This is a genomic window from Haemophilus parainfluenzae T3T1 (assembly GCF_000210895.1).
Classification (GTDB): domain Bacteria; phylum Pseudomonadota; class Gammaproteobacteria; order Enterobacterales; family Pasteurellaceae; genus Haemophilus_D; species Haemophilus_D parainfluenzae_A.
Genome location: NC_015964.1, coordinates 1,963,791 through 1,980,359, shown reverse-complemented (window position 1 = coordinate 1,980,359; position 16,569 = coordinate 1,963,791). Strand labels below are relative to the sequence as shown.

Below are 16,569 nucleotides of genomic sequence, written 5' to 3'. Positions count from 1 at the left end.
TTAGTTTAATGAAAAAAATCTCTCGTGTTTTGACCGCACTTGGTCTTTCATTTGTTTTTACGCTGGCACTTTCTCAGCCTGTTTGGGCAGAGAATAGTAATGCTGATTTACCGTCGGAAAAAACGCTAAAAAGTGAATTAGCCGAGGCACAAAAATTACCGGATGGTGATGAAAAGACAAATAATATTGCGACAATCCAGGCTTCGCTTGATTTCTTGCAACAAATTCAAACACAGCAAAAAAATAATAACGATTTGCAAGATACGCTTATTGATGCTGATTCTGAAATTCAGAAGAATAGCGCTGATCTTCAAAATCTTAAAAAACAGCTAAGCACGCCAAGTAACACCAATTATGCTTCACAAAGCTTAGCCAATCTACAGGCTCAGGTTGAGAAACTGACCAATCAACAACAAGATGCACAATCTGCCTTAAGTGCCGTGAATACGCAACTTGCAGGACAGAGCTCAGTGTCTGAACGAGCTCAAACAGCCTTAACAGACAATGTTAAACGTACGCAAGAATTGAATCAGAAATTAGCTGATCCAACGACAAGTGCATTGTTAAAACAGCAAATTCAGTTGGAATTGCAATTGATTGAGCTAAAAAATATCTATAATCAAGTACTATTAAAAAATAGCGATCAGTTGACGGTGCTTTATCAAAGCCGATATGAACTATTAAATACTCGTGTTCAAGCATTGCAGCAACAAATTGCAGCCATTCAAGAAGCGATTAATCAAAAGAATTTGGCTAAAACACAAAACCAAGTTGAGCAAGCGCAACAACAAAACCAAAGTGTTGAGCAAAATCCGCTGATCCAGAAAGAGTTGGGTTTAAATTCGCAACTTAGCCAATATTTACTTGAGCAAACAGAGAAAACCAATACATTAACGCAAGATGAACTACGCATGCGAAATGTGTTGGATAACTTAACGCAGACACAACGTACCATTGATGAGCAAATCAGTGCGTTACAAGGCACGTTGGTGCTTTCTCGCATTATTCAGCAACAAAAACAAAAACTACCGACCAATTTAAATATTCAAGGTCTTTCAAAACAAATTGCAGATTTACGTGTACAGATCTTTGATATCACGCAAAAACGTAATGAGCTTTATGATATTGATGCCTACATCAGTAAAATTGAGCAGGATGAAAACAAATCGTTTACACCGGCGGAAAAAGCACAATTAGCCAGTTTATTGACAGAACGTCGTAAAGTTGCCTCTGATTTGATTAAGTCATTGAATAATCAGTTGAATTTGGCGATTTCCTTAGAGCTAACCCAACAACAAATTACACAAATCAGTGATCAGATCCAGTCTAAACTTGATCAACAAAGTTTCTGGGTAAAAAGTAATAACCCAATTAATCTAGATTGGTTCAAGAAATTACCGATGTCACTCAAAGCGCAATTTGATGGTATTGGTAAAAAATTAGGTTTTCCAACAAACTTTGATAATTTGCCGTATTTACTCACTTATGTCTTTATTTTGTTTGTGATTGGTGGGTTGATTTTCAAATTTAAAGAATCGATTAAACAACGTTTGAGCGTGATTAATGGCGAAATTAATAAGCTTCGTTCTGATAGCCAGTGGCATACGCCGCTTGCGTTATTTTATACGGCGCTTTTATCGTTATCAGGTACCCTTTGGTTTTTAGCAGCTTGCCAACTTTTAGGCTTTTTCTTTGTAAAAAATCCACAAGAGTTTTGGGAATGGTCGCTCAGTATGGCGGGCTATTGGTGGTTCTTTAGTTTTGTTTTAGCTATTCTTCGTCCGAATGGTATTTTAGTACGCCATTTTGGTTTTGCTAAAGAGAGTGCAGCTAGCCTACAAGATGTTACGAAACGTATTATTGTTTCTGTTGTGTTATTACTGAATACGTCGATTTTCAGTAATGTCATGGATACCGGCTTAGCCAATGATGTCCTCGGCGAAATTAATACGATTGTTGCTTTGCTTTTCTGTATTGTGATTATTGCACCACGTTTTGTTCGTACAGAAAAATCCTTGAGTTCAAGCACAACGGATCAGCGTGATAGAACGCTTTTAAAAATTATGCGCGTTTTATTGCAATTGGTCCCTGTTATTTTAATTGCGCTAATTGCTTTAGGATATTATTACACCGCCTTAAATTTAATTACGCATATTATTAATACCTACATTGCATGGGTGGTGTGGTCGTTGGTGCGTCATACAATTTATCGCGGTGTGACTGTTGCATCAAGACGTTTAGCTTATCGTCGTTTACAAGAAAAGCGTCAGCAAAAACAACAAGATTCAAGTGATGCTTCAGCCTCTGATGATGTGGTCGTGATTACCGAACAAGAAGAGGGATTAGCCTTAAATGAAGTACGTAGCCAGTTACTACGCTTTGCCGATCTCTTTATTTGGACCGCACTTTTTGCCATCTTCTATTATGTCTGGTCAGATTTAGTGACCGTTGTAAGCTATTTGCGTGATATTACTTTATGGCAACAAACTTCAACAACTGAAGCTGGCGTGGTGACAGAAACGATTTCACTCTTTAACTTGATTGTTGCGTTAATCATTGTTGTGATTACCTATATTTTAGTGCGTAACATTCAAGGTATTTTAGAAATATTAATCTTCTCGCGAGTGAAACTTTCGCAAGGTACTCCTTATACCATTACAACATTATTAACCTATATCTTGGTTGCAGTGGGTGGCGCATGGGCATTTTCAACGCTAGGGATGTCATGGTCTAAATTACAGTGGTTATTTGCCGCCCTTTCCGTTGGTCTCGGTTTTGGTATGCAGGAAATTTTTGCGAACTTTGTTTCCGGTATCATTTTATTATTTGAACGTCCAATTCGTGTGGGCGATACCGTAACCATCAATGATGTAACGGGTACTGTGGCAAAAATCCGTATTCGCGCTATTACCATGATTGATCCGGATCGAAAAGAAGTAATAGTGCCAAATAAATCTTTTGTTACTGGACAAGTGACTAACTGGGCATTATCTAATACCGTTACTCGTTTAGTCGTGTCCGTTGGGGTGGCTTATGGATCAGATTTAGAACTGGTGAAACGCTTATTATTGCAAGCCGCGCATGAGCAACCAAGTGTCTTAAAAGATCCAGAACCAAGAGCATTATTCTTGACCTTTGGGGCAAGTACATTAGATCACGAATTACGTGTTTATGTAGGGCAAGTATCTGAGCGAAATGATACGCTTGATGCACTTAATCGCCGCGTAAATCAGTTATTTGCTGAAAATAATATTGATATTGCATTCAACCAATTAGATATTTTTATTAAGAATAAAGATACGGGTGAAGAAATTCCATTTATTGATGTGGCAAAATTAGCCAAAAATCATTAATTAAAGAGAGAGAATATGGCAGGGAATACTATCGGACAACTTTTTCGTGTGACAACCTTTGGGGAGTCACATGGTATTGCATTAGGCTGTATCGTAGATGGCGTACCGCCGAATCTTGAATTATCGGAAGCCGATATTCAACCTGATTTAGATCGTCGTAAACCGGGTACATCACGCTATACCACACCGCGTCGTGAAAACGATGAAGTACAGATTTTATCTGGGGTATTTGAAGGTAAAACAACCGGTACCAGCATTGGAATGATCATTAAAAATGGTGATCAACGTTCACAAGATTATGGCGATATCAAAGATCGTTTCCGTCCTGGACATGCGGATTTTACCTATCAACAAAAATACGGTATTCGTGATTATCGCGGTGGTGGTCGTTCTTCTGCACGAGAAACCGCCATGCGTGTTGCTGCGGGTGCGATTGCGAAGAAATATCTACGTGAGCAGTTTGGCATTGAAGTGCGTGGTTTTTTAAGCCAAATCGGCGAAGTAAAGATTGCACCACAGACTGTCGGCAAAATTGATTGGGATAAAGTCAACAGCAATCCATTTTTCTGTCCAGATGAAAGTGCGGTCGAAAAATTTGATGAATTAATCCGTGAATTGAAAAAAGAAGGGGATTCGATTGGTGCCAAACTAACCGTGATTGCAGAGAATGTCCCTGTTGGTTTAGGTGAGCCCGTTTTTGATAGACTTGATGCTGATTTAGCCCATGCCTTAATGGGGATTAATGCCGTTAAAGGTGTCGAGATTGGCGATGGTTTTGCGGTGGTTGAACAGCGTGGCAGTGAACATCGTGATGAAATGACACCCAATGGTTTTGAAAGCAACCATGCTGGCGGTATTTTAGGTGGCATTAGCACTGGTCAGCCAATTATTGCGACCATTGCACTAAAACCGACGTCTAGTATCACTATTCCAGGTCGTTCCATTAATTTAGCGGGCGATCCTGTTGAAGTAGTAACAAAAGGCCGTCATGATCCTTGTGTGGGAATCCGTGCAGTCCCTATTGCAGAAGCCATGGTCGCAATTGTGTTACTCGATCATTTATTACGTTTTAAAGCGCAATGCAAATAACTCTTTTAAATTAAGCTTATTTTTTCTTTTATTGAAGATAAGGTCATTCGTTTTAGGAAATCTTATGAATAAATCTTTAGCAAAATTACTTTCAAGTGCGGTTGTTTTAGGGAGTGTTTTTTTCTCGCTACAAACAACGGCCTCGCCACAAGACTGGCAACGAATTAAACGTCCAATTCCAGCAACAGACGGTAAAGCGAATCCAATTGGTAGCTATTCGAACGGTTGTATTATTGGTGCTGAACCTTTGCCTTATAAAGGTGAGGGGTACCAAGTCATTCGTATGAATAAAAACCGCTATTATGGTCATCCGGATATGATTGCCTATTTACAGCGTCTTGGGCAAAAAGCGAAGTCTGCAGGCTTACCAACCATGTTAGTTGGGGATATTGCTATGCCAGGCGGTGGTCGCTTTTTAACGGGGCATGCAAGCCATCAAATGGGATTAGATGCGGATATTTGGTTGCGTATGGGCACTATGACAGACAGCGAAGCGCTAAATTCGGATGGAAAAGGCTTGCTTGTGGTGAACCGTCAAACACAACGTGTTGATGAAAATGTGTGGAATAACAATCATGCAACGCTAATTAAATTGGCTGCGCAAGATCCAAAAGTCACCCGTATTTTTGTGAACCCAGCGATTAAATTAAAACTTTGTCAAACTGCAGGAGATGATCGGGCTTGGTTGCACAAAATTCGTCCATGGTTTGGTCATGATTCACATTTCCACGTGCGCATTGCTTGTCCGAAAGATGCCGCTTATTGTGAAGATCAAGCACCTGTACCAGCAGGCGATGGTTGTGGTGATGAACTTTATTCTTGGTTTGAACCCGCAAAACCAGGTTCAGGCTCTTCTAAACCAAAAGTGACACCACCAGAACCGTTTTTATGCCAACAAGTGTTGAGTTCGCCAAATAGTAGCGAATGGTTAGAGTAGGAGTGAAATAATGGAATTGGGGATTGATATATTAGCCATGCTTTTTGCAGCTGCCTTTATTGCCGCATTTATTGATGCGATAGCGGGAGGCGGAGGCTTAATTACAATCCCTGCCTTATTAATGACAGGTATGCCACCTGCAATGGCATTAGGCACAAATAAATTACAAGCATTTGGCGGTGCGTTGTCGGCAAGTATTTACTTTTTGCGTAAAAGAGCAGTCAATTTATCGGAGTTTTCTTTCATCTTACTGGTGATTTTTATCGGTTCAGTGATTGGTACCTTGCTTATTCAAAGTTTAGATGCGTCATTAATTAAAAAAGGGCTTCCATTTCTCATTTTAGCGATCGGCTTATACTTTTTATTTACGCCTAAATTGGGTGAAAGTGATCGTAAACAACAAATTTCTTACGCTGTTTTTGCGTTATGTTTTGGTTCATTACTGGGTTTTTATGACGGCTTTTTCGGACCAGGGACGGGTTCATTAATGAATCTGGCTTGTGTGACACTACTTGGATTTAACCTCACTAAAGCGACCGCCCATGCGAAAGTGATGAATTTAACCTCAAATTTTGCTTCATTAATTTTCTTCTTTATTGGTGGTCATGTGATTTGGACCGTTGGGTTAGTCATGATGGCAGGAAGCCTGATAGGTGCCAATTTAGGGGCTAAAATGGTGATGGCAAAAGGCAAACAACTGATTAGACCGATGGTGGTGATTATGTCATTTATCATGACGATAAAAATGGCGTATGATCAAGGTTGGTTTCATTTTTAACGATTGATTATGACAGATTCTCAAAAAAAATTACGTATTACGGCACGAACGGGCTATGAACCACATTTTTCATGGTCATATTTGCATCCAAAAAATTGGGGGATTTGGCTTGGTATTTTTGTGCTTTTGTTACTTGCTTTTGTGCCATTTCGTTTACGCGATAAATTAGCTGAGAAATTGGCACGAGCACTCACGAAAAAAATCGGTAAACCGCGTATTCGTGCAGAAATTAATTTGAAACTCTGTTTCCCAGATTGGACAGATGAGAAACGTAACAAAGTAATTGAAGACATGTTTGTGACGGTTGCACAAGTGATGCTCGGTATTGGTGAAATTGCCATTCGTTCTAAAAAACATTTACAAAAACGTAGCGAATTCATTGGTCTTGAGCATATCAAACAAGCCAAAGCTGAAGGACATAACATCATTTTGATGGTGCCGCATGGTTGGGCGATTGATGCCTCTGGCATTATTTTGCATACACACGGCATGCCGATGACGTCAATGTATAACCCGCACCGAAATCCGTTGGTGGACTGGTTGTGGACTTTAGCGCGTCAGCGTTTTGGCGGGAAAATGCATGCTCGCCAAAATGGGATTAAGCCATTTTTAGCACACATCAAACAAGGTCAAATGGGGTATTATCTTCCTGATGAAGATTTTGGTGCTGAGCAAAGTGTCTTTGTGGATTTCTTTGCTACTTATAAGGCCACGCTTCCTGGGTTAAACAAAATGGCAAAATTAGCGAAAGCGGTGGTTATTCCAATGTTCCCTCGCTATAACGCCAAGAGTGGGAAATATGAAATGGAAATTCGCCCACCGATGCAATTAAGCGAAGATCCTGAGCAATCAGCCCGTGCGATGAACGAAGAAATTGAGTATTTCGTTACGCCAACACCCGAACAATATGTCTGGATTTTACAGCTTCTTCGTACTCGAAAAGACGGGGAAGATATTTACCCAGATTAATTCATTTTATTTACAAAAGTGCGGTCAAAATTCACCGCACTTTTGCATTTTTATATGCTAGAATGCGAGCCTAAAAACAGGATTTTTTCTTACTCTTTTTTGAGCAATTATTTATGAACAAACAACTTGAATTAATCAAATCTTCTATCAAATCTATCCCAAATCATCCAAAAGAAGGCATTATTTTCCGTGATATCACGAGCTTGCTTGAAGTGCCTGCGGCTTTTAAAGCCACAATCGATTTGATCGTTGAAAAGTATAAAGATCAAGGACTCACAAAAGTAATTGGTACTGAGTCTCGTGGATTTATTTTTGGTGCGCCAGTTGCATTAGCATTAGGCTTGCCATTTATCCCCGTTCGTAAACCGGGCAAATTACCTCGTGAAGTGATTTCACAGTCTTATCAGTTAGAATACGGTCAAGACACCCTTGAATTGCATACAGATGCGATTTCACAAGGTGATAATGTGTTAATCATTGATGACTTGTTAGCAACGGGCGGTACAGTTGAAGCCACCGTGAAATTAGTTCAACGTTTAGGTGGTGATGTGAAACATGCTGCCTTTGTAATTAATTTGCCAGAATTAGGGGGCGAAAAACGCTTACGTGATTTAGGCATTGATTGCTACACCTTAGTGAATTTTGAAGGCCATTAATTTTTAAAGGGATGCGATGAGCTACCAAGTTTTAGCCAGAAAATGGCGACCAAAAAACTTTTCTGAAGTAGTGGGGCAAAGCCATGTGCTCACTGCTTTGGAAAACGGTTTAAAAGAAAACCGTTTACATCATGCTTATTTATTTTCCGGCACCCGTGGCGTGGGTAAAACCTCCATTGCTCGTTTATTTGCGAAAGGCTTGAATTGTGTAAACGGTATTACTGCCGATCCTTGCGGTGAATGTGAAAACTGTAAAGCGATCGAAGCGGGCAACTTTATTGATTTAATTGAAATCGATGCGGCTTCTCGTACTAAAGTAGAAGATACCCGTGAGCTATTAGACAATGTGCAATATAAGCCGGTAGTGGGGCGTTATAAAGTCTATCTTATCGATGAAGTCCATATGCTTTCTCGCCATTCTTTCAATGCGTTGTTAAAAACCTTGGAAGAGCCGCCTGAATATGTGAAATTCCTACTCGCTACAACGGATCCTCAAAAATTACCGATTACGATTTTATCCCGTTGTATGCAATTTCATCTTAAAGCATTAGATGAACCGCAAATTTCAGCACATCTTAATCGCGTGCTTACTGACGAAAATATTCCTTTTGATGCGCCAGCATTAGATAAATTAGCCAAAGCTGCACAGGGCAGTATTCGTGACAGTTTAAGCTTAACGGATCAAGCCATTGCCATGGGTAACGGTAAAGTTTCCACCGATGTGGTGAATACCATGCTTGGGCTATTAGATGAAGACCAACCGATTGAAATCATTTACGCCTTACATCAAGGTAACGGTGAGCGTTTAATGAAAACCATCCAAACGGTGGCAGAAAAAACGGGCGATTGGGATGAGTTACTGGCAGAAACGGCTGAGAAATTACATCAAATTGCATTAATGCAGTTGCTCGTTAAAAGTGCTACAGATGAAAACGATCACTTAGGTTTTCTAGCCAAACATATTTCACCGGAAGACGTACAATTCTTCTATCAAGTGATTGTATCAGGTCGAAAAGAATTAGCCTCCGCACCAAATCGTCGAATTGGTGCAGAAATGACATTATTGAGGGCGTTGGCATTCCACCCAAAGTTCCTTACGGCAGCACAAACGCCTAAACAAGGCGGGCTATCCCCTGAACAAAATACACAGAAAAGTGCGGTTGAAAATCAGCCTGTTTCTGGTTATGTGGATATGCCGGTGCTGTCGCAAAATATCAAAGCAAATTATTCTGCACAAGCGCAAAAGCCGATGGCTCAATCGGCGGTTGTGCATTCTTCACCTTCTCAACCTGTTTCCACTCAAACCACATCTTCATTGAATTTAGCTAGCCTTGCTGCGCTAGAAGCATTGAATCAATTAACGAAAATTGAGCAATCAGAGCGCCAACATCATCATGATGAACAGCAAGCCGCCGTAGAAGAAACCTTGCATCATCTCCAAGCGTTAGATGAGCAAAAAAATTCACCAAAAATGACCGCACTTCCTGTGCGAGAAATGACCCCACCAAAAGCGACGCAAACGAAAGTAGCAGTGTCAAATCCAATTACTCAACAAGCAGAAGCGTTAAAGCAAAGTGTTGAAACGGTTGAAAATACCATTGATGACAATGCTGAAATGGATGCGGAAGAGCAAGAAATTCTGGACGCGGAAACCTATCGTTGGGAGTGGAGTAATCCGGATTTAGCCAAAGTGGATAGCGGTGTGCGTCCTTCTGATATTAAACAGGCGATTTTAAAAGATGTGACACCAGAATTGCGTGAGAAAATTATTCAAATTACGCAAAAACAAGATCCTTGGACGGATATTGTCGAACGTTCTGGTGTGATTGGCTTTTCAAAAGAATTGGCATTAAATTGCTTTATTAAGTCGCAAACCGAAGATGAAATTCAACTCGGGCTTCATTCTGAAAAAGCCCATTTAAAACAAGATCGCAATATTAAAAATTTAGTGGAACATCTTGAACGTTTATATGAAAAACCAGTCAAATTGTCGATTTTTGTTGAAGATTCCGATGTTTTAACGCCAATGGATTACCGCAAAAAAGTTTATCAAGACTTGCGTGAACAGGCACGTACGGATTTACAGCAAGATAAAAAACTGCTTTTATTACAAAAAGAGTTTGATGCGAAGTTGGATGTCGAAAGCATTCGACCAGTTTAAAACTCATTTCTCTAAATTTTAACTTTATAAAGGAAAAAATATGGCGTTTAGCTCTCTTTTTACTCTTATTGATGACATAGCATCGATTCTTGATGATGTCGCCTTGATGACCAAAATAGCAGCCAAGAAAACCGTTGGTGTAGTAGGTGATGACTTAGCCTTAAATGCTAATCAGGTAACAGGGGCATCTTCCGATCGTGAATTACCCATTGTTTGGGCTGTCACCAAAGGGTCGTTAGTCAATAAAATCATTTTAATTCCAATTGCTTTACTGCTTTCTGCGTTTTTACCTTGGTTGATCGTGCCGCTTCTGATGATTGGTGGGGCGTATTTGTGTTTTGAAGGTGTAGAGAAAATTCTACATAAATTTATTGCTCATGAAGAGCATGAAGAAAAAACAACCTTTAATGAAGCCGCTAAAATTAAGGGGGCAATTCGTACTGATTTTATTCTTTCCGCTGAAATTATCATTATTGCATTAGGTGAATTAACTGAAGCGGGCTTGCTGACCCGCATTATTTCCCTTTCAATAGTCGGTATCGGAATCACTATTTTTGTTTATGGCTTGGTCGCATTGATTGTTAGAGCGGATGATTTCGGTTTATACCTTATCAAAAAAGGTGGTGTGGCGAAGTCAATCGGAAATGCAATTTTAGTGATTATGCCTAAATTTATGCGTTCACTTAGTTTTATCGGTACGCTTGCGATGTTCTTAGTCGGTGGTGGTATTTTCGTACATAATGTAGATTTCATTCATCATTTGCTCGCTGATTATCAATTAGCAGATGGTTTACTAGGTAATGTGGCAACGTTAGTCGTGGGTGTGATTGTAGGCGCGATTGCTTGTGCGATTGTATTACCCTCGATGAAATTATTCGGTAAACACTAAAACGAGATAAAAAATAACCGCACTTTGATGCTTTCAAGGTGCGGTTTTTTTATAGATGAAACAGATTATTTGCGGGAAGTGTAATCGCCAACACAAACCCATTTATAGCTGGTTAAGGCTTCTAATCCCATTGGGCCACGAGCATGAAGTTTTTGAGTACTTACCGCCACTTCTGCACCTAAACCAAATTGTCCGCCATCGGTAAATCGAGTACTTGCATTAACATACACGGCTGCCGCATCCACTTGATTGATAAATTGTGTGGCTAGTCGTTGATTTTCCGTCAAGATACTTTCTGAATGTTGTGTGCCATATTCACGGATGTGAGCAATCGCCGCATTCATATCTTCAACCACCACAACATTGAGATCCAATGAGCCCCATTCTTGGCGTAGTGCTTGTTCAGTCACTTCTTGCACATCGACATTTGCAGCTTGAAGAATCGAAAGTGCGGTTGATTTTGCATGGAATTTTACTTTTTTCTCGGCTAAATATTTCGCAAGTTTTGGTAGGAAGGTTTCTGCAATCGAGCGTTGAACTAAAAGCGTCTCCAACGTATTACATGTGCTTGGACGTTGGCATTTTGCATTCGCAATCACTGCAAGGGCTTTTTCTTGGTCAGCACTTTCTTCCACAAAAAGATGACAAACCCCCACACCACCGACAATCACTGGAATGGTAGAATGTTGTTTACAAAGCTCATGTAAACCTGCGCCCCCGCGAGGAATAATCATATCCACGTAGCGATCCAATTTAAGCAATTGCATTACAAGTTCACGATTCGGATCGGTAATGGCTTGGACTGCATGGCGTGGTAATCCCGCTTGTTCAAGGGCATTTTGTACCACTTCTACTAAAATTTGGTTGGAATGTTGCGTTTCTTTTCCTCCACGTAAAATCACGGCATTACCGGTTTTTAAGCAAAGGCTCGCCACATCAATGGTGACATTGGGACGTGCTTCGTAAATGGTTCCAATCACACCAAGCGGAGTACGAACTCGTTCGATCTTTAATCCGCTATCTAAGGTGCCCCCATCAATAATTTTTCCCACAGGATCGGCGAGCGAAATCACATGACGCACATCATTCGCAATGCCTTTTAGGCGATCTTCTGTTAATAAAAGACGGTCAATTAAGGCTTCGGATAAACCATTTTGTTTCGCAATTTCAATATCTTTTTGGTTTGCAGCAAGAATACGCTCCGCTTGTTGTTCTAATTGATCTGCAATAATGCTTAGCGCATGATTTTTTTCAGTGGTGTTTAACTGCGCTAAAATAAAGGCTGCATCTTTAGCCTGTTTGCCCATTTGTTCTAACATAATTATTCCTTTTAATTATTTCGTTTTCTTCGGTAATTTATCATTTGTTTCTTCTTGCTCTTGGAAATCGAAAACGGGTAGTCCCCAACCAAATCTAACAGCAAGTAAACGCAGTGCAAAACCGCTGAATAACGTGAGTAAAATTGAAAGCGTGTGTTCTACTTGAATGTGTTGGAATGCCATATACATAGCCGCGGAGAAGAATGACACGCTAGCATAAAGTTCTTTTTGGAATACAAGAGGAATGCGGTTACAAAGTAAATCACGTAATACACCACCAAATGCCCCTGTCACGGTTGCCGCAATGGATGTCACGGTAAAGCCATAACCCATATCAATGGCAATTTGCGCACCGATGATGGAATACACGATTAATCCTAAGGCATCTAACACCAAGAAAATGGTACGAAAGTAGCGCATAAAATGTTTGATGAAGGGCGCAATAAAAACTGTTAATACTGCCGCACCAGCTACCATGATGAAATATTCAGGATGTTTAACCCAGCCAACAGGGTAGTGTCCAAGTAAGACATCGCGTACTGTACCTCCGCCAATCGCCGTCACGCAGGCGATAATAATTACCCCGAAAATATCCATTTTTTCTCGTCCAGCGGCTAATGCGCCGGTAATTCCTTCGGCGGTAATTCCAATAATATAAAGTACGCTTAATAGCATTTTTTTGTGGTTCCTAAAGTGCGGTTATCATTTTGCTTATTTTAAAAGGGAATGAGGCAAAATGCACGAAAGCCATTAAAAAAAGCCGTAAATTTTGGCATAATGACGCCTTCTTTTTCTAATCGAGAATTTTATGTCAGAAGAACAATCCAAACCCTTGGCCGCATTTCTTGCACTATTACCAATTGGGTTGCTATTAATGATCGAGTTTTTTGTAGAAGCTTTGCAACTTGCTGAAAAACTGATTCCCCATTTAGCCTTTGGTGTGCTGATTGCCCAATTGCTTTGTTTGGTTGCTTTTATTAAAGGGGAAATTTGCCCTGGGCAGCGTGGACGTTTAATCAAAGCAAATGTCTGTTTTGCGCTTTATTGGTTCATTTGGTTAGGGATGAGCCTGGCCTCACCACATCATTACGTGATAACTGATATTGTTAGCTTATCTGGATTATCTGCCGTATATGCAGTATGGAAACAACCTAAAGATGAAGTCGCTCGCCGCGGTTTTCTCTTAATGTCATCTTTGGTGAGTGGATTTGGTGTCATTGCCTATTTGATGATTTTCTTCGGCAATCCAACACCCAATTTCATGCAATATAACCCACTGGCACAAGCTTTAATGGGCGTATTGTTAGCGAATTTATGTTTGTCTGTTTCTCGTAATCGTTTACAAGGTTTTATAGCATTACTGCCATTATTGATGATTTTACTGCTTGCACTGAATGCGTTGGCAGTACTGATTTTTATTATTTATCAAGGTGTAAGTGCGGTCAGTTCTGCCGTTGTTTTTGCATATGGCATTTATTTTCTGCTTCACTTAGTGATAGCGGGCATTCTGCTTTTACATAGTGTGAATAAATGGAAACTCAGCTATAACAGCTTACTCATTTTGTTCTTTATGGCGGCGAGTTTGGCTGTCTGGGCGATGTTTATTTAATGGATAAAATAAAATCTTACGCCGCTCCGATGCTAGTCGTGGGCTGCGTACTATTCGGTTTAGGAAGCCTAATTGTTAAGTTTGTGCCAGTAGGTGGTTATGCCATTGCATTCTGGCGCTTACTCATTGCCTCTTTTATTTTCTGGTTTTTAATGAAATTAAAAAGACAACGTTTTCCTAAAAGTCGTAAAGCGATGATGTATGCCGTATTCTCTGGTATCTTTTTAGCCTTTGATTTATCCTTTTGGCATGAAAGTGTATATGCCGTAGGGCCGGGTATTTCAACATTGCTGAATAGTTTGCAGATTTTCTTTTTGGCAGCAATTGGCTATTTTTTCTTTGGCGAACGCCAAACTAAACTACAAATGTTAAGCCTATTTTTAGCGGTTGTGGGTGTTGTCTTAATCTCAGGGGAAGAGCTACAGCATAATTTTGAAGGCATGTACGGCATTATCATTGGACTCATTTCTGCTGGCTTGCTTGCCGCCTCAATGGTTATGATTAAAAAAGTGCATGAAGAAGAACCAACGGCTTTATTCTCACTCATGTTTATTCTGAGCTTAAGTGGTGCTTTCGTCTTAATTATTCCTTCGCTGATTTTTAATCCTGATAGTCTTTATCCAACCACCTTCACCGATTGGGGATTGGTGTTTATTTATGGGGCGGTGATGCAATGTGTCGCATGGGGCATGATTGCGTATACAATCCCTTATTTATCGTTAGGTTTAACGGGTTTATTACTTCTTTCTGAACCAGTGGTGGCGCTTGTGATTGATTATTTTGGATTGGATAAGCCAATCAATCATTGGCAATGGACGGGAGCAGTGCTGACATTAGTCGCGATTTATCTGGGCTCTCAAAAAAGCAAAACCGCTTAAAACAAAAAAAGTGCGGTAAATTTAACCGCACTTTGTCTTTACATTAAACCAATTACTCAGCTACTTTCTTTTTCAAGTATTGATAGAGCTCGTCTTTAATCCGTAATTTTTCTTTTTTCAAGTTCTCAATTTCCGTATGAGTTGCGAGTTCTATGTTATCGATCTTATTTTTGATCTCTTGGTCTAATGCATTGTGTTTTTCAAACAAGCGATCAAAATAAGCATCTTTGTTTTTAAGCTTAGTGATTAAATCGCGAAATTCAGGAAACATAGGTTACTCCTCTTGGTTAACGTTCATTTTCATTATAGAACTTTTTTTTGCTGTTTCTAGTGTCTCATTCTCAGAATTTGACAGAGATCACAAAATTAAATCATGGCAAAGTGCGGTCATAAAATTTGATGTTTTTGAAAGAGTTAATAAAAGAAAAATCAGGCTTTTAACTGGTTTATTTGGCGAAAGCGCGCTAGAATAAAGGTATCTGTTTCATAATGAAAAATAGGGAATTCCAATGATCGATCCAAATTTACTCCGTAATAATCTGGCTGAAGTAGCAGAAAAATTAAAAGTAAAACGTAACTTTATTCTTGATACGGAAAAACTTACCGCATTAGAAGAACAACGCAAAGATTTACAAGTAAAAACTGAAACATTACAAGCAGAGCGTAACGCGCGTTCCAAAGCTATTGGTGCAGCAAAAGCACGTGGTGAAGACATTGCACCATTATTGGCTGAAGTAGATAACATGGGTGAACAGCTTAACGAAGCGAAAACTCAACTTGATGCCGTGTTAGCAGAAATCAATCAAATCGCGTTAAGCATTCCAAACATTCCCGCGGATGAAGTGCCACTAGGTAAAGATGACACTGAAAATAAAGAAATTTTACGTTGGGGTACACCGCGTACATTTGATTTTGAGATCAAGGATCACGTCTCATTAGGTGAAGATGCCAATGGCTTAGATTTTGCCGCAGGGGCTAAATTAGCAGGTGCGCGCTTTGCGGTGATGAAAGGTCAAATTGCTAAAATGCACCGTGCGTTAGCGCAATTCATGTTAGATCTTCATACCGAACAACATGGCTATTTAGAAACCTATGTGCCTTATTTAGTTAACCATGCGACTCTTTATGGTACAGGCCAATTGCCAAAATTCGGTGAAGATTTATTCCATACTTTAGCGCTAGAAGGCGAACAACCTTACGCATTAATTCCAACAGCGGAAGTGCCGGTTACTAACCTTGTACGTGATGTGATTGTTGATGAAGCAGATTTGCCAATCAAAATGACTGCACATACACCATGTTTTCGTTCTGAAGCGGGATCTTATGGTCGCGATACCCGTGGTTTAATTCGTATGCACCAATTCGATAAAGTGGAAATGGTACAAATCGTCGATCCAGATAAATCTATGGAAGCGCTTGAAGAATTGACAGGCCATGCAGAAAAAGTATTACAACTTTTAAATCTACCATATCGTAAGGTATTACTTTGTACTGGTGATATGGGTTTTGGTTCTTGCAAAACTTACGACTTAGAAGTGTGGGTGCCTGCACAAGATACTTACCGTGAGATTTCTTCTTGCTCAAACATGTGGGATTTCCAAGCGCGTCGTATGCAGGCTCGTTGCAAAGCGAAAGGGGATAAGAAAACTCGCTTAGTGCATACATTAAACGGCTCTGGTTTAGCGGTAGGCCGTACATTAGTGGCCGTGCTTGAGAACTATCAAAATGCAGACGGCTCGATTACTGTGCCAGAAGTATTACGTCCTTACATGGGCGGATTAGAAGTGATATGCAAATAATTAACAATATATTAATTCAATTTAGGGCTAATTTTTATTAGCCCTTTCTTTCATTTAGAGAAATGAGATTTTTATTCTAGTCTTTGAGATAAATCCACATCAATATTCACGCATTTATAGGTAATCTTATAA

Annotated in this window: 14 protein-coding genes; 11 read left to right on the top strand and 3 right to left on the bottom strand. The window is 39.9% G+C overall.

What is annotated here, in order from left to right:
• Nucleotides 1–8: 8 nt before the first annotated feature.
• The 8 genes from mscK (at nucleotide 9) to PARA_RS09635 (ending at nucleotide 10,832) form a co-directional block, all read left to right on the top strand.
• The gene (mscK, locus tag PARA_RS09670; RefSeq protein ID WP_014065624.1) at nucleotides 9–3,353 is read left to right on the top strand and encodes a mechanosensitive channel MscK; all 3,345 of its coding nucleotides are present in this window, start codon (nucleotides 9–11) and stop codon (nucleotides 3,351–3,353) included.
• A 15-nt stretch (nucleotides 3,354–3,368) separates the two neighbouring features.
• Complete coding sequence (gene aroC / locus PARA_RS09665) at nucleotides 3,369–4,442, top strand: chorismate synthase (RefSeq protein WP_014065623.1); 1,074 nt, start codon at nucleotides 3,369–3,371, stop codon at nucleotides 4,440–4,442.
• 64 nt (nucleotides 4,443–4,506) lie between these two features.
• On the top strand, nucleotides 4,507–5,379 hold the full coding sequence (gene mepA, locus PARA_RS09660; RefSeq protein ID WP_014065622.1) for a penicillin-insensitive murein endopeptidase: 873 nt from the start codon (nucleotides 4,507–4,509) through the stop codon (nucleotides 5,377–5,379).
• Nucleotides 5,380–5,389: 10 nt separating this feature from the next.
• Entirely contained in the window at nucleotides 5,390–6,157 is a 768-nt protein-coding gene (locus PARA_RS09655; RefSeq protein ID WP_014065621.1) for a TSUP family transporter, read from the top strand.
• 9 nt (nucleotides 6,158–6,166) lie between these two features.
• Entirely contained in the window at nucleotides 6,167–7,126 is a 960-nt protein-coding gene (gene lpxM / locus PARA_RS09650) for a lauroyl-Kdo(2)-lipid IV(A) myristoyltransferase (RefSeq protein ID WP_014065620.1), read from the top strand.
• 113 nt (nucleotides 7,127–7,239) lie between these two features.
• Nucleotides 7,240–7,782 (top strand): adenine phosphoribosyltransferase, encoded by a 543-nt coding sequence (gene apt, locus PARA_RS09645; RefSeq protein WP_014065619.1) that lies wholly within the window; start codon nucleotides 7,240–7,242, stop codon nucleotides 7,780–7,782.
• Nucleotides 7,783–7,798: 16 nt separating this feature from the next.
• The gene (gene dnaX / locus PARA_RS09640; RefSeq protein ID WP_014065618.1) at nucleotides 7,799–9,943 is read left to right on the top strand and encodes a DNA polymerase III subunit gamma/tau; all 2,145 of its coding nucleotides are present in this window, start codon (nucleotides 7,799–7,801) and stop codon (nucleotides 9,941–9,943) included.
• 40 nt (nucleotides 9,944–9,983) lie between these two features.
• Complete coding sequence (locus PARA_RS09635) at nucleotides 9,984–10,832, top strand: DUF808 domain-containing protein (protein ID WP_014065617.1); 849 nt, start codon at nucleotides 9,984–9,986, stop codon at nucleotides 10,830–10,832.
• A 65-nt stretch (nucleotides 10,833–10,897) separates the two neighbouring features.
• Here PARA_RS09635 and proA read toward each other — a convergent pair whose 3' ends face one another.
• Nucleotides 10,898–12,151, bottom strand: coding sequence for a glutamate-5-semialdehyde dehydrogenase (proA, locus tag PARA_RS09630; RefSeq protein ID WP_014065616.1), 1,254 nt, complete (start codon nucleotides 12,149–12,151; stop codon nucleotides 10,898–10,900).
• 15 nt (nucleotides 12,152–12,166) lie between these two features.
• Nucleotides 12,167–12,826, bottom strand: coding sequence for a trimeric intracellular cation channel family protein (locus tag PARA_RS09625; protein WP_014065615.1), 660 nt, complete (start codon nucleotides 12,824–12,826; stop codon nucleotides 12,167–12,169).
• A gap of 133 nt (nucleotides 12,827–12,959) precedes the next feature.
• Here PARA_RS09625 and PARA_RS09620 point away from each other — a divergent pair, with 133 nt between their 5' ends.
• Together PARA_RS09620 and PARA_RS09615 are read left to right on the top strand one after the other, a co-directional pair.
• Complete coding sequence (locus PARA_RS09620) at nucleotides 12,960–13,760, top strand: hypothetical protein (protein WP_014065614.1); 801 nt, start codon at nucleotides 12,960–12,962, stop codon at nucleotides 13,758–13,760.
• Nucleotides 13,760–14,638, top strand: a complete 879-nt coding sequence (locus PARA_RS09615; RefSeq protein ID WP_014065613.1) for a DMT family transporter — start codon at nucleotides 13,760–13,762, stop codon at nucleotides 14,636–14,638. Before PARA_RS09620 ends, PARA_RS09615 begins: the two co-directional genes overlap by 1 nt.
• Nucleotides 14,639–14,690: 52 nt before the next feature.
• Here the strand turns inward: PARA_RS09615 and PARA_RS09610 are convergent, their stop codons facing one another.
• Nucleotides 14,691–14,909, bottom strand: a complete 219-nt coding sequence (locus PARA_RS09610; protein ID WP_014065612.1) for a YdcH family protein — start codon at nucleotides 14,907–14,909, stop codon at nucleotides 14,691–14,693.
• A 238-nt stretch (nucleotides 14,910–15,147) separates the two neighbouring features.
• Here PARA_RS09610 and serS point away from each other — a divergent pair, with 238 nt between their 5' ends.
• Nucleotides 15,148–16,437 carry a serine--tRNA ligase gene (gene serS / locus PARA_RS09605; RefSeq protein ID WP_014065611.1) on the top strand — a complete coding sequence of 430 codons (1,290 nt, stop codon included), beginning with the start codon at nucleotides 15,148–15,150 and terminating at the stop codon, nucleotides 16,435–16,437.
• Nucleotides 16,438–16,569 lie beyond the last annotated feature (132 nt).

Excerpts from the sequence above, each read along its gene's own strand:
- mepA (WP_014065622.1), top strand. The coding sequence starts at position 4,507 with ATGAATAAATCTTTAGCAAAATTACTTTCAAGTGCGGTTGTTTTAGGG.
- dnaX (WP_014065618.1), top strand. The coding sequence starts at position 7,799 with ATGAGCTACCAAGTTTTAGCCAGAAAATGGCGACCAAAAAACTTTTCT.
- apt (WP_014065619.1), top strand. The coding sequence starts at position 7,240 with ATGAACAAACAACTTGAATTAATCAAATCTTCTATCAAATCTATCCCA.
- aroC (WP_014065623.1), top strand. The coding sequence starts at position 3,369 with ATGGCAGGGAATACTATCGGACAACTTTTTCGTGTGACAACCTTTGGG.
- PARA_RS09655 (WP_014065621.1), top strand. The coding sequence starts at position 5,390 with ATGGAATTGGGGATTGATATATTAGCCATGCTTTTTGCAGCTGCCTTT.
- PARA_RS09615 (WP_014065613.1), top strand. The coding sequence starts at position 13,760 with ATGGATAAAATAAAATCTTACGCCGCTCCGATGCTAGTCGTGGGCTGC.
- lpxM (WP_014065620.1), top strand. The coding sequence starts at position 6,167 with ATGACAGATTCTCAAAAAAAATTACGTATTACGGCACGAACGGGCTAT.
- PARA_RS09610 (WP_014065612.1), bottom strand. The coding sequence starts at position 14,909 with ATGTTTCCTGAATTTCGCGATTTAATCACTAAGCTTAAAAACAAAGAT.
- PARA_RS09625 (WP_014065615.1), bottom strand. The coding sequence starts at position 12,826 with ATGCTATTAAGCGTACTTTATATTATTGGAATTACCGCCGAAGGAATT.
- PARA_RS09635 (WP_014065617.1), top strand. The coding sequence starts at position 9,984 with ATGGCGTTTAGCTCTCTTTTTACTCTTATTGATGACATAGCATCGATT.
- PARA_RS09620 (WP_014065614.1), top strand. The coding sequence starts at position 12,960 with ATGTCAGAAGAACAATCCAAACCCTTGGCCGCATTTCTTGCACTATTA.
- proA (WP_014065616.1), bottom strand. The coding sequence starts at position 12,151 with ATGTTAGAACAAATGGGCAAACAGGCTAAAGATGCAGCCTTTATTTTA.
- serS (WP_014065611.1), top strand. The coding sequence starts at position 15,148 with ATGATCGATCCAAATTTACTCCGTAATAATCTGGCTGAAGTAGCAGAA.
- mscK (WP_014065624.1), top strand. The coding sequence starts at position 9 with ATGAAAAAAATCTCTCGTGTTTTGACCGCACTTGGTCTTTCATTTGTT.